Origin of the sequence: Wolbachia endosymbiont (group B) of Longitarsus flavicornis (assembly GCF_964028135.1) — a bacterium.
In the GTDB taxonomy this organism is placed as follows: Bacteria; Pseudomonadota; Alphaproteobacteria; order Rickettsiales; family Anaplasmataceae; genus Wolbachia.
On record NZ_OZ034758.1, the window covers coordinates 1,222,856 to 1,235,966 of the forward strand.

10 protein-coding genes and 4 pseudogenes are annotated in these 13,111 nt (G+C 33.5%); 6 read left to right on the forward strand and 8 right to left on the reverse strand.

The annotated features are described in order from the left end of the window. Positions 1-265 precede the first annotated feature (265 nt). On the reverse strand, positions 266-1,141 hold the full coding sequence (locus tag ABWU45_RS05670; protein ID WP_264682649.1) for a zinc ABC transporter substrate-binding protein: 876 nt from the start codon (positions 1,139-1,141) through the stop codon (positions 266-268). On the opposite strand from ABWU45_RS05670, the gene ABWU45_RS05675 reads away from it, so the two are divergent. Both ABWU45_RS05675 and ubiB read left to right on the forward strand, forming a co-directional pair. Further along, positions 1,133-1,864 (forward strand): metal ABC transporter ATP-binding protein, encoded by a 732-nt coding sequence (locus ABWU45_RS05675; protein WP_353278169.1) that lies wholly within the window; start codon positions 1,133-1,135, stop codon positions 1,862-1,864. The genes ABWU45_RS05670 and ABWU45_RS05675 overlap by 9 nt on opposite strands. Next, on the forward strand, positions 1,861-3,282 hold the full coding sequence (gene ubiB / locus ABWU45_RS05680) for a 2-polyprenylphenol 6-hydroxylase (RefSeq protein WP_353278171.1): 1,422 nt from the start codon (positions 1,861-1,863) through the stop codon (positions 3,280-3,282). Before ABWU45_RS05675 ends, ubiB begins: the two co-directional genes overlap by 4 nt. A gap of 257 nt (positions 3,283-3,539) precedes the next feature. Here the strand turns inward: ubiB and ABWU45_RS05685 are convergent, their stop codons facing one another. The 5 genes and pseudogenes from ABWU45_RS05685 to ABWU45_RS05705 all read right to left on the reverse strand — a co-directional run bounded on the left by ABWU45_RS05685 (position 3,540) and on the right by ABWU45_RS05705 (position 7,245). Beyond that, complete coding sequence (locus ABWU45_RS05685) at positions 3,540-4,184, reverse strand: hypothetical protein (RefSeq protein WP_353278173.1); 645 nt, start codon at positions 4,182-4,184, stop codon at positions 3,540-3,542. Positions 4,185-4,256: 72 nt separating this feature from the next. Then, positions 4,257-4,862, reverse strand: coding sequence for an ankyrin repeat domain-containing protein (locus ABWU45_RS05690; RefSeq protein WP_353278174.1), 606 nt, complete (start codon positions 4,860-4,862; stop codon positions 4,257-4,259). 91 nt (positions 4,863-4,953) lie between these two features. Continuing rightward, on the reverse strand, positions 4,954-5,901 hold the full coding sequence (trxB, locus tag ABWU45_RS05695) for a thioredoxin-disulfide reductase (RefSeq protein WP_353278176.1): 948 nt from the start codon (positions 5,899-5,901) through the stop codon (positions 4,954-4,956). Continuing rightward, positions 5,888-6,487: a peroxiredoxin gene (locus ABWU45_RS05700; protein ID WP_010401485.1), complete on the reverse strand. Its 600-nt coding sequence runs from the start codon at positions 6,485-6,487 to the stop codon at positions 5,888-5,890. The genes trxB and ABWU45_RS05700 overlap by 14 nt, the downstream gene beginning before the upstream one ends. A gap of 136 nt (positions 6,488-6,623) precedes the next feature. Then, positions 6,624-7,245, reverse strand: a pseudogene (locus ABWU45_RS05705) (IS6 family transposase). A 176-nt stretch (positions 7,246-7,421) separates the two neighbouring features. Here ABWU45_RS05705 and ABWU45_RS05710 point away from each other — a divergent pair. Further along, positions 7,422-7,928, forward strand: coding sequence for a phage major tail tube protein (locus ABWU45_RS05710; RefSeq protein ID WP_353278177.1), 507 nt, complete (start codon positions 7,422-7,424; stop codon positions 7,926-7,928). A 100-nt stretch (positions 7,929-8,028) separates the two neighbouring features. Here the strand turns inward: ABWU45_RS05710 and ABWU45_RS05715 are convergent, their stop codons facing one another. Then, complete coding sequence (locus tag ABWU45_RS05715; RefSeq protein WP_353278179.1) at positions 8,029-9,027, reverse strand: IS110 family transposase; 999 nt, start codon at positions 9,025-9,027, stop codon at positions 8,029-8,031. A 184-nt stretch (positions 9,028-9,211) separates the two neighbouring features. Between ABWU45_RS05715 and ABWU45_RS05720 the strand changes: the two are divergent. Together ABWU45_RS05720 and ABWU45_RS05725 are read left to right on the forward strand one after the other, a co-directional pair. Beyond that, a pseudogene (locus ABWU45_RS05720) lies at positions 9,212-10,093 on the forward strand (recombinase zinc beta ribbon domain-containing protein); the annotation flags it as partial. A gap of 80 nt (positions 10,094-10,173) precedes the next feature. After that, positions 10,174-10,713: pseudogene (locus ABWU45_RS05725) on the forward strand (IS4 family transposase); the annotation flags it as partial. 197 nt (positions 10,714-10,910) lie between these two features. Here ABWU45_RS05725 and ABWU45_RS05730 read toward each other — a convergent pair. Then, positions 10,911-12,188, reverse strand: coding sequence for an IS4 family transposase (locus tag ABWU45_RS05730; protein WP_353278181.1), 1,278 nt, complete (start codon positions 12,186-12,188; stop codon positions 10,911-10,913). Between the two features lie 83 nt (positions 12,189-12,271). Here ABWU45_RS05730 and ABWU45_RS05735 point away from each other — a divergent pair. Continuing rightward, positions 12,272-13,096, forward strand: a pseudogene (locus ABWU45_RS05735) (IS4 family transposase); the annotation flags it as partial. Between the last annotated feature and the right edge of the window lie 15 nt (positions 13,097-13,111).

Consider the following 13,111-nt stretch of genomic DNA (forward strand, 5'->3'; position numbering starts at 1 on the left):
AGTAAGCAGTAAAATGGCAAAATAAAATAGATAAAAAAATAGAAGTAAATGCAGACACTGATTTTTCATAAATCAAAAGGTGTGCTAAGAATTCCAGCATCACGTGTATAGCCATGCGGACATTGTGGTAATTTGCGTAGTAGAAGGTGTCATCCCAGTATTTGATACTGGGATGATATACTTCTGGTAGATAATGTCGGTATAGTTGTGATTGGAATAGAAAGCACTAAGTTTGCAATGCTATCTGAATAGATAAAAGAACTCATTACTCAGTGAAACAAGACTTGAAATTTTGTGCAATGCTGCTGATTATATCTAGATATGCATCCTTTCCAGGCTCTACATCTGATCCAATAGGATCAAGAATCACCATTTTTACGTCACTAGAAAAGACATTAGGCTTTATGCTATCCTCTCGTGAATGAGAAACAATACATTTAACGTTTTCCTCTTTCATTACCTTTTTTAATTTCATTAAACTCTTCATACCTATGTAAGAATCCTCTTCTATAGAAAGAATGGCGCTTGGGTAACTTAAATCAAAATATTTTTCGAAATATTGATAAGCATCGTGAGTAACTATGTATTTTTGATTTTTTAACTCATCCAATTCTTTCGTAATTTTTTCTACTTCTTGGTCTATCTTTCTTATAGCCTCCTCTGCGTTAGTATTGTATCGATAGGCATTTTCTTTATCTATATTAGATAATGTTGCACTGATAGAAAGTATCATACTTTTTGCATTTTCAGGACTCAGCCAAATATGCAAATCTTTTTCATCTTGAATGTGACTAGAAAATGAATGTGGTCGAGCAGGAAGTAGATCGATTGCACTTGATAGCGGTATTAACTTCTTATTTTCTTTAGCGAAAGTTTTAATGAATGTTTCCAAAGAATCATCGATATAAAATATAATATTACTAGATTCTAATTTACTTGCGTCTGAAGGCCTGAGCATGTAGTTATGTTCAGACACTACTTCGTACATTAGTAGTTCTGGCTTTGAAATTCCATCTGTAACAGAAGCTACAAGTGAGTGTATAGGTTTGATTGTAGCTACAATTTTTAAATTGGATGAAAAGGCACTATTGTAGTATAGTGTAAGTGAAAGTAATAGAAAAAAAATCAGTAAATGTCTCATATAAATATTGAGAAGAAGTCAATTTTCGCCAAAAAGTTAAGTAATGTCAATAACTGCATTCTAAAAATAGAAAACCTTACTCTTTCATACGGTAATAAAAAAGTTCTTGATAATATCAACATATCAGTACAAAGAGGAGATATAGTTACAATACTTGGTCCAAATGGCGGAGGTAAAACCTCTTTAGTGAAAGCAGTTGCTGGTATAAATAAAGGCTATATTGGCAGTATTTTATTTGCCGATAATGTAAAAATTAGCTATATGCCACAAAATTTTAGTATTGGTAATTTGATGCCAATAACAGTTGAGTCTTTCCTTTTCAATAGCTACTCGAAGAAATTGAAGAAAAATCAACCCATTGTTACAGAAGCAATAGAATCGGTTGGTATCGGTAACATCCTAAAAAATCAAGTATTAGAAATCTCTGCAGGACAAACACAATTACTGCTGCTTGCACGCTGTTTAATTTCAGAATCTGATTTGATCATTTTAGATGAACCAGTCAGTGCAATGGATATTAACGCACGAGCTAAATTTTATGATATTATAAATAAAATCGCAAAAGAACGATCAGTGTCGATTCTCATGACTTCTCATGACCTTAACTCTGCTCTACCATCCTCAGATTACATAATTTGCATAAATAATACTATCTATTATCAAGGTAAACCTGATGAAATTATGGAGATAAATGAAATATTTGGCAGTTACGCAGCGAAATGATTCAAAATATTCTACGTCTTCTGCAAATAACTACAGTGCTAACACGCTACAATGTGTTACCTTATTTACTTCCACCATCAAAAAAATCAATAAATAAAATACAAGGTCATAAACTAAAGCGTGCTCTTGAAAGATTAGGTCCGGTGTTCATTAAGTTTGGGCAATCCATTTCATCACGCACTGATATTTTAAATGAGGACATAACAAATAACTTGCTATTGATATGTGATAGATTGCCATCATTTTCGTATAAAATAGCAGTTAAAACTATAGAAAGTGAGTTTAATTGTAAATTAAGCGATATTTTTTCAAGCTTTTCTGAAAAGCCAATTGCAGCAGCATCAATTTCTCAAGTGCATAGAGCAGTTACAACTGCGGGTAAGGAAGTTGCTGTAAAGGTTTTAAGGCCAAATATTGAGAAAACATTCTCAAGGGATATAAAAATGCTTTCTTGGCTTGCAGAAATTGCAGAAAAATTTAGTGAACAATCAAAAAGGCTGAAGCCAGTTGAATTAGTCAAAACTTTTGCTGAAATTTGCCGATTAGAGTTAGATCTACGTTTTGAGGCTGCCCACTCTTCGGAACTGAAGGAAAATACTAAACATGACAGAGGTTTCTACGTACCTGAAATAGATTGGAGTAGAACTTCAAAAAAGGTTTTAACATTAGAATGGATGGAAGCTATACCAATATACGAAGTTGAAAAGCTGAATAACCGAAAGCAAATAGCTATCAAGCTTATAGAATCTTTTTGTAATCAGGTATATAGGGATTGTTTTTTTCATGCTGATATGCATCCTGGAAATTTAATGATCGATAGTAATAACAATATTATTGCCCTGGATTGTGGAATCATGGGTAGAATAGATCGTGAGACATGCTATTACGTTATAGAGATACTCAAAGGCTTTTTAAATAGGGATTATGATCACGTTGCAAAAATGCACTTTAGAGCCGGTTATGTTCCATCACAGCATAGAAATTTTGTTACAGCTTGCAGAGCAATAGGTGAGCCCATTGTTGGACAGCCTATACAGAAGATTTCATTTGCTCGATTACTTACTCAGCTACTAAAAATAACTGGTGATTTTGATATGAAAGTTCAAACACAATTGTTATTGCTGCAGAAAACTATGATTTTATTAGAAGGAACATGTAGGAAAGTCTATCCAGAAATCAATATGTGGAAAGTAGTTGAAACATGGATAAACAGTCAACATGAAAGTAAAATAGGGTATAGGGAAAAAATTAAAAGCTCTTATCCCATCAAAACAATCCAAGGAATATTTAGCCTTATAGAAAAATTAAACCTAATAGCTGACAAAAAATTACAGGTGAAAAATAAATCAAATGGAAAAGCCTACTTTTTACTTTGGTCTGTAATTATAATTCTCATCGTTAAACTTTTAATTTCTTGAACTAAAAGATAATAAAAGCAAGTTTACAACAACTATTTAAGTCTTGAAACCACTCAGGTTCACATTCACTCGAATTATCAAGGTATTTTCAGGATGTATAAAACTTTCAGTAGAGTTTAGAGAAGAACTTAACTCTATCTTAAACTGATAACATTACCAAATTCAGTGCTTGTCACATCACTCAGTACTGTACTTGCTTTATATGAACAGTAGCACCCAATTGCAATGAAAACAGATGCAGCTACAGCAAGTGAAATTCATATTTCTAAATTCGATATTGTTAAACATGTACCAACAGCAAACGCTCCAGATAACACAAAAGAAGCAGAGGCATAGTTACTTTGCCTTCTATTATAAATGTTTGCTTCTGAAAGTTTTCTGTTTTTGTTCTTTGAGTCTTGATTTTGAGCTTGAAGTTCTAATCTCTCTTGCCTAAAATCCCTTTCTAACTGTGAAATTTTGTCAGTGTCTCTTGTTCTTTCATCTACGGTCCTATTCAGCTCTTGCTCTTTTTCTGTAAGTTGAGCCTTTGTTCTTTCAAGCTCATTTCTAAGGTTTTCGAGCTGCTGCAATTCTTGAGCAATCAAATCGTCGTTTATTTCCGGAGCAACATTATGTGCATTTGCTACAGGTTGCTCTGCACTTGTAGGGAATTTTTCATTTAGATATTCTCTGACAGGATTAAAACTTTTAAGCACCTCAATAACAATTTGATCATTCATAAAGCAATTATCTTCTACTAATTTTTTTATATCATCCAAATCTTTTCTATTAATAGCATCAGTTAATCGCTCTTTCATAACTTGCTCAATTATTTGCTTCACCCATGGATTTTGCTCTATAGCTGGTATCGGTTTTATTTGATTAAAATCTAGGTCTTTATGTTCTAAAAGTTTAGTCAATACTTCCTCGTTATCTTGTGTTATTCCTTGTAAACATGATTTGATAATCAGGCTAAGCAGCGTTTCTATTTCTCAATTGAAATTTCTTTTCCAGCAATTAGGGTTGAATTCTTCATTTAATAGTCTTTTTGCTTCATGGAAATTTCCATGAGAAAGAGCATTCAATAATTGTTTTCCTGTTTGTGCTTTTTGTATTTCTATGATCAAATGCTCAGCACGATGTTTTTTAGCAAATTCCCCAGGATTTTGAAATCTTTTATTTTGTAGATACATACTTATTCTCGGATGACTTAGTAAGAGTTGTAACACTTTCCTTTGTTGAAAGGACATTGCTAGATGCAAAGCTGTATTGCCATCACCTTTTTCTTGAATATTAACATCTATGCTTCGGTGAAGTAGAAGTAACCTAATCATACTCTGATATTCTTTTTCTTCTTCTGTTTCAGAGCCTGCAGATAAATCATCAATTATAGATATCAAAGGTGTCATGCCTTCTTCATTAAACGCATTAACATCCGCACCTTCTGCCAGAGCTCGCTCAAAATCTCCTAGCTTTTTTTCATCAATAGCTTCAAATAATTTTGTTGCTGATTGTCCTGAAGTTGTTTGATTTTGAGCTCGTAATCCTGTATCATTAACAACACTTCTTCTAAAACCTACATTACTTCTCGAAAGCATACTAAATTCTCCCTAACCTATAATTTATTGACATAATTATAAAAAAAACAAAGAAAATTGCAAGTAATTTAGTTAAAAATTTTAGAACTAATTATGATTCCAAAAATTTTTCTGCATCAAGTGCAGCCATGCACCCTGTACCTGCTGCAACTACTGCCTGGCGATATACCTTATCTTGAACATCACCAGCAGCAAACACCCCTGCCCTACTGGTTAGAGTTGTTCCAGGTTTCGTAATTATATAACCTTGCTGATCCATTTCAACAAAGCCCTTAAAAATACCTGTATTTGGTGCATGCCCAATTGCAATGAACACTCCATCTACTTTCAATTCCTGGGTTTTATTGATGTCTGTCGATTTAATTGTAATGCCAGTAACTTTTTTAGGATTTTCTTCTCCAAGAATCTGCTCTACGGTATGATTCCATATTACCTTTATCTTATCATTTTTAAAGAGCCTGTCTTGCATTACTTTCTCTGCTCTTAACTTATCACGCCTGTGTATCAGTATAACTTCCTTAGCAAATCGAGTTAAAAATATTGCCTCTTCAACGGCAGTATTTCCACCACCAATCACAGCTACAACTTTATTCTTAAAAAATGCACCATCACAAGTTGCGCATGCCGAAACTCCGTAACCTTGAAATTTCTTTTCACTCTCCAGGCCAAGCCACTTCGCTTGCGCACCAGCTGCGATTATAATTGCATTCGAATAGTAGTCACTAGCATTACCACAAGATCTAAATCTATACTCATTAGAATCCTCAAGTTGTTCAACGCTTTTTATTTCGTCATCTATTATCCTTGCCCCCACCTTCTCTGCATGCAACCTCTTTTGTTCCATGAGTTCTGGACCTTGTATAGAAATAAAACCTGGATAGTTTTCAACATCCGTAGTAATTGTAAGCTGACCACCAGGTTGCATTCCTGTTACTACAATTGGCTCTAAATTTGCACGTGCTGCATATATAGCAGCAGCATAACCCGCTGCTCCAGATCCAATAATAAGAACTTTTGTACTCAATTTATAATTCTGCACTGTGTGAGTTTAGATAATCAGCCACTCCTTCATCGCTTGCCTGCATTGCTGGCTTACCTTTTTTCCACCCTGCTGGACATACTTCACCATGCTCTTCATTATGTTTTATTGCATCAATAATTCTAATAAACTCATCGATATTACGCCCTAAAGGAAAATCATTTATCGATTGATGACGTACAACAAACTTATCATCAATAACAAAAGTTGCTCTTAGTGCAATTGAGTCATCATATAAGACCCCATAGTCTCTTGATATAGACTTTTTGATATCAGACACTAAATTGTAGCTAACCTCTCCAATACCACCATCATTAACTGGAGTGTTTCGCCATTTATAGTGTGAAAATTTTGAATCTATACTTATTCCTATCACTTCAACATTACGTTTTGAAAAATCTTCTATTTTGTTGCTAAATGATATCAACTCAGTTGGACAGACAAAAGTAAAATCAAGTGGATAGAAAAAAAGGACAGCATACTTATCCTTTATATGTTTACTTAAACAGAAATCATCAACTATTTTTCCACTAGCAAGAACAGCCGAAGCAGTAAAATCGATAGCGGATTTTGTTACAAGATTCATAACTAACCTATTCATTCTTAATATTTATAATTTTATACCTTGATACATTTACATGCAAGTTTTCTCTAGCCCCAATCCTATAAAAACGGTTCTGTCGCATCTATAAACCATAGGAAAAAAGCTGAGATTATAGGAGTTATGAAGCCATTAACATAGCAAAATTCTCAAAAGTAGAAACATTATTTTAATAATTTGTCTTTTTTGAATCATACGAATATTTTCTATGCCTGTGATGGTAATCTTTGCGAAATGGAAGCTTTTAAACCCAAGCATTGGCTTTATTAGTTTTTTGATAAATCTATCAACAATATTATTTAGATATTTTATTTGAAGAACTGTAATCTTCAGAAATTTCTGCATTCAAATCATCAAGAGCAGCAGTATTACTGCCGCTTTTATCAATTACAATTTTCTCAGGAAGATAGTTACTCCTGAAGGCTTTACGAAAGAATGCAAGTGCTGCAGACTTGTCTCTACTAACACACAAGTCTACAGTATATAAATAAACCCATTTACCGTTTAATTCAATGTAAGTCTCTCCAACTACTACCAACCTGCTTCTTTCTTTTCCTTACTGCCTCATCTATCAGTGGTGATAACCCACCTTTGTAACGTAGCATTTTGCTCCCCTTATACTCATCATTTCTTCCAAATCTCGATAGCTCAAAGAGAATCGACATTTCATGTATACAGATAACATCCTCTGAAAAGCTAAATCCTTTGAAATATGGCAACAATTTTTGATTGATACGAAACATCTTTGCTTTTTTTTTAGACAATTATATCATTCTTCTTTCTACTTCCCTACAAATGCGACAGAACCGAGCTGAAGTCAATGGCAGAGTTGTCAAGGGAGTTAAACAGAGAAGCAGTTGTGTTAAAAGTCAATAGAAAAAATGAAAATACTGAAAATACTTTTTAAAGACATAAAAAGATGTTGCCAAAAATCTTAAAGAATTTTAATGTGTTAGTTGATGGTCGTGGTTATGCTGGCCGCATCGATGAGATCACTCTGCCAAAACTCACCATTAAAACAGAGGAATATATAGCTGGTGGTATGGATATTCCAATAAGTATAGACATGGGAATGGAAAAACTGGAAGCAGACTTTATTTTTGCTGAGTATGACTCTGAGCTCTTTAGACTCTTTGGTTTAATAGATGGAAATTCAGTAGCTTTGACTCTTCGTGGTGGAATGCAAGGTAGTAGTAGCAATGATATTGAAGCAGTAATAATCAATTTAAGAGGCATTTTTAAAGAGTTTGACTTTGGTAGCTGGAAGCCTGCTGAGAAAGGAACTCTCAAATGTACAGTAGCCGCTCATTATTATAAGCTCACCATATCTGGTAAGGAACTCATTGAAATTGATGCTAAAAACATGATTCGGAGAATTAACGGTGTTGACCAAATGGCCTTACTGCAAACAATTTTAGGCATTTAAGTTGTAATTCTTAGCTTAAATTCTTTCAATAAGCGTGGATGTGTATAAGTGCTTTAAATCTGTGTAAGCGCACTTATCCACAACCACACTAATTTGCTAATTAAGCAGATTTAGGGCTGTATTCCTTAGTAAAAATCCTGCCATCTCTTACTAAAGAGTTAGCAAGAATAAGCAATTTTCTCATTGCAGCAGTGGAAGCAACTTTATATGGTTTTTTATATTGATCGTACAACCTATCAAAAAAAGTTTTTATGTAAGAATTCCACTCACGAGCAGTAAGGATGCACATATGTAAAACTTTTCTAATTTGTGCTCTACCACCCTGAATACACCTTTTCCCTTTACTAAAACCACTATCTCGATTAAAAGGTGCTACTCCGGAAAGGCTAGATATTTCTTTATGTTTGATAGTTCCTAGTTCTGGTAGATAACAAATCATAGTGATAGCTAAGATTGGACCTGCACCTGGAATACTAGTTATTGATATGTATTTTTTTTTAAGCTCTTGACTTTGATCAACCAATTCTATCATCTGATCTTCTAAAGATTGGATTTGATTTTGCAAAACAACAAGTAGCTCTTCCATTTGTTTGATTATGGATATATCAGTTACCTGATGAGCTTGGATTTTTTGTATTTTTGCTATTTCTACTAGTTGATTTCTGCGAGATAATTTTTGCCTCAAACAGTCAACATTACTATTACTAACTTTTAAAGGAGTAACACGCATATCTGTATTACTAATGTAACGTGAGATGATGCTACAGTCTATCTTGTCAGTTTTAGTGGCAATGCCAAGGCTTTTTGCATAATCTCTAACCCATCTAGGTTGAATGACGTATACTTCGAAACCATGGCTTAGTAAAGTATAAGCACATAATTTTTCGTACCCACCAGTTGCTTCAAGTCCAACTTTGATTACGTTATGTAACCGCAAAAAGTCGAGTATTTGATCAATAGCTTGAATGTTATTTTCAAATACTTTATGATGTCCAAGTGGATGAATGTGGATATCTAGTTTGTTTTTGCTAACATCAATGCCAGAAGTAATATTTGATGAATTCATAATTCCTCCATAGAATAATATGTAGTACTGCATTTTCCACCCTTATATACGAGCCTCAACGCTCAATCAGTTGTTCGGAACTATTCAGTATATAAACAGAAAAGAGAACCTTGCTTCAGTGCGGTCCTTATGACCAAGAATACCGACGGTTCCTCTTCTCTGCATGTTCTTAGTATTACCACTTTGTAATATTTATGAACTTGTTTTTAACATATAAGGATACCGGACGAAATCAGATATCTTTAAAAAGGCCACGGTAAGGAGAATAATAACAAATCCAATATATATGGGAAAAATTAGGCATTATGAAAAAGAGTATGAGGGAAAACATGAAGCAATAATAGAAGAGGAAAAGTGGAAAAAAGCACAAGAATTAATAAGGAATCAACCATATAGAAAAGCAAAATATGAGGAAGCGCTACTTAGGGGAATAATTAAGTGCAAGAGCTGTGGTGTAAATATGACGCTGACGTATGCAAAAAAAGAAAATAAAAGGTATCGATACTATGTATGCAACAATCATTTAAGAGGAAAAGGTTGTGAATCGATAAACCGAACTGTAGTAGCTGGAAAAATAGAAAAAGAAGTAATAAAAAGAGCTGAACTCCTATATGAAAATTTGGAAGAAAAAGCGGAAGAGTGGAAAAATTTAAGTTTTGGAAAGCAGAAAGAAGTGGTGAAAAAGTTAATAAAGGGAGTAATGATAAAAGAAGATGGAATAGGAGTGCATTCTGAGTCAGAGGAAAATTTTATACCAATAAAGAAGAAAGGAAAGAAATGCACAGTAATCGAGCCAGAAGGAAAAACAAATAATGCGTTACTCAAAGCAGTGGTAAGAGCCCATCTGTGGAAACGGCAACTAGAAGAAGGAAAATACAGAAGTGTGAAAGAGCTGAGTGCCAAAATTAATATAGGTACAAGACGTATACACCAAATTTTAAGATTAAATTATTTAGCACCAAAAATTAAAGAAGATATAGTAAATGGAAGGCAGCCAAGAGATTTGAAGCTAGCTGATTTAAGAGAAATACCAATGTTATGGAGTGAGCAAATGAAGAGATTTTATGGGTTTAAGCAAGCTATCGGGAGTGTTAAATAAACCATACGCGTCAAGTTAAGGAAATAAAGGTATGAAAGAGATAGAATAATAAGGTATAAGTTCTCCCAGATATACTTTTAGTGAGAGAACCAATGAATAAAATAACTAGCTTATCAAAAAAGCTCAAAGAATTTTTTAATGAAAAAGCAGAGAAAATCTCAATTACAACAAGGTTTATAAAAAGAAAGAGAAAGCTAAAAGGTTCATCATTCGTAAAAGCCATGGTCTTGGGTAATATAGGAGTTGATAATTGTAGCGTAGAAACAATGTGTCAATTACTAAACGAGGACTCGATAGATATAACAAAACAAGGTTTGGATTTTAGATTTACTGAAGAAGCAGTGGAATTTATGAAAAGGATGTATAATGAATCTGTGATTCTCTTTAAAAATATCTTGCAAGTTGATTGCAAAATCTTACAGCAATTTAATAGTGTTAAATTATTGGACAGTAGCTATATTACTCTACCTAACAGTATGGAAGAGATGTATAAAGGTTATGGTACTAGCTACAGTGGCTATGAAAGCAATACTAAGTATGGAATAAAGTTACAATTAGTTTTCGACTACATGAATCAGATAATAGACCAACTTAATTTAACGGAGGGGGTAAGATCAGACCCACTGCCATTAAGTTAAGGGAAAGAGAAGTTAAGATTGGACAAAAAATTTGAAGTGATTGATAATTATGGTAAATACTAGGGTGAATTTTTAAGAAAAGGGAGTCTGAAAAGTGCAAGTTATTTAAAAAAGTAATAATTGCAGGTTATTTTGCAAAGAATGTACTAATGCAATGATACTGAAAAGATATCTTGAATTTAAAACACATGTTTTCTAGCTCTTTTCTGGTAGTTGAGTGAACGAATATCAGATATCTTATGACGATCAACTCTTCCCCCTTTTCTCACCACTAAAGTGTTCATCAAAAATAACTGTGATAGTTGATCCATAATGCAGTCTATGTCTGACTCTGTAGAAAAAATATCAAAGGCTAAGTTTTTAATCGCATTAAATGAGACAGATTTATTGATGCTTTTTTTTAGTTTACTATTCTGTGAGCTCAATGTCTCTTCATCATCTTCTATCATGATACTTTCTAGATTACTGATGAAGATAGTTGACCAAAAATCCTGCTTGATAGTTTCAATACTTTTTCCTGTGAAATTCTCTAAATTTAATCTTCCCTTCAGCCTAGAAAAAAATGTTTCTACTCCCCAGCGCAAGTAATATAATCTCTCAAACTCTTCAACTGTAAAACGTTTCTCATCTAACAGAGATGTTACTAACACTTCAACTTCGCCAGAAGAAAGTATTATTTTGACTAACCTGAATTTCATCTCATCAGGTAATCCTAGCTTTCGTAGCTGTCTTGCTACTTTAATAGGTGCGGTAGACACTACCACCGTACTAGATGGGCTTTCCGGCTTAAACATAGCGTTTATTTCATTGAAAGACGAACTTGAACAGCGAATTATATAATTGATTTTCCTTCCTGTAAGCTCAGCAAGAAATCGATAAGATACGTATCCTCTATCACAGATTAACAAATCGTCTGATTTTATGGATTCAAGCATACCGATTGCTAAATCAACCTCATAGCTGTCACCTCTACTTAGCACAGATTTTATTGCAATATTATTTAGCACATCGTAACAAACTTCAAAGGTTGCACTTGTATAGTCTTCAAATCTCTGGATTCCATTCCATACTGCTCTTGAGCTAAACTCACCTATTATTTTGTCGCTCTTTGGCAGAATCAGTATTGAAGCATCAAATGCAAGTACTCTGAAGCCATGGTGGGTTTTAAATTCCTGATCTTGGTAGTATAGGGAAACTATATCATCATTTAACTCTGAAAACGCAGTATGTTTTAGCTTCTTTCTTGCTTGAGTAAATGCACTTGCCGTAATTGTATAATCTTTTCTTGTATGCAGAACAAACTCATTAAGCATCACTTGTAATGACTTTACACTCTTTCTAAAAATCAGGAGAAATACATTAACGAAGGGCAGCTTTCTTTTTCGTGAGAAGTCTTTTGAGGATGCTCTGTGTGCGTTTATAAAGTTTAAACTCATCAATTTATTTTTTATAAACATGATTATTCTTTTTTTTACTCATGTCATTACTTCTTTTAATTTGTGAATCTTACCTGATTTTATAATACAGTTCATCACTTTTCCTTAACTTAATGGCAGTGAGATCAGACCAGGGATATAGGAAACATTTAAGTAATATATTAAGCAATGATTTGCTAATATCTGATCTCGGTTATTTTGTGCCAAGTTCTTTTAAACAAATCAATGAAATAGGAGCTTATTTCATAAGTCGTTATAAATCCGATACCAACATATATGATGTAGAAACAAATCAAAAAATGGAGTTATTAGAATGTTTAGAGGATAAGTTATTTTTAGAAAACGAGGTATTGTTAGGAAAAGAAGCAAAAATTAGAGTAAGAATTATATGTCAGAAACTAACTGAAGAACAGTCTATGGCCAGAAGAAGGAAAGCTAATAGATTAGCAAGATCGCAGGGATATACATCCTCTAAAAGAAATCAAAAATTGTTGAACTGGTCAATATTTATAACTAATGTTCCAGAAAATAAAATTAGTGCTGAGCAAGTATTAACGATTTACAGAGTAAGGTGGCAAATTGAGTTATTATTTAAATTGTATAAAAGCCATATCAGACTTGATAAGCTAAAAGGAAAGCCATGCAGAGTATTATGTGAACTATATGCTAAATTGTGCGCAATTCTTATATTTCACGGCATAGTTGGTTGCACAGAAGTGAAAAAGAATACAGAACTTAGCTTAACAAAGGCATTTATTGAGCTAAAAAGGCGGGTTAGAGAGTTATTTTTAGTATTAACCAAAATTAATAGTTTAAAAGCATTTCTTAAAAAACTCACTATAACTTGGTCGCGATTTTCATTAAAAGACAAACGTAGAAGGGCTAGAGTATCCACTTTAACCTCTCTAAATTTGCTCACAATCTCTTAACTTGACGCGTATGGT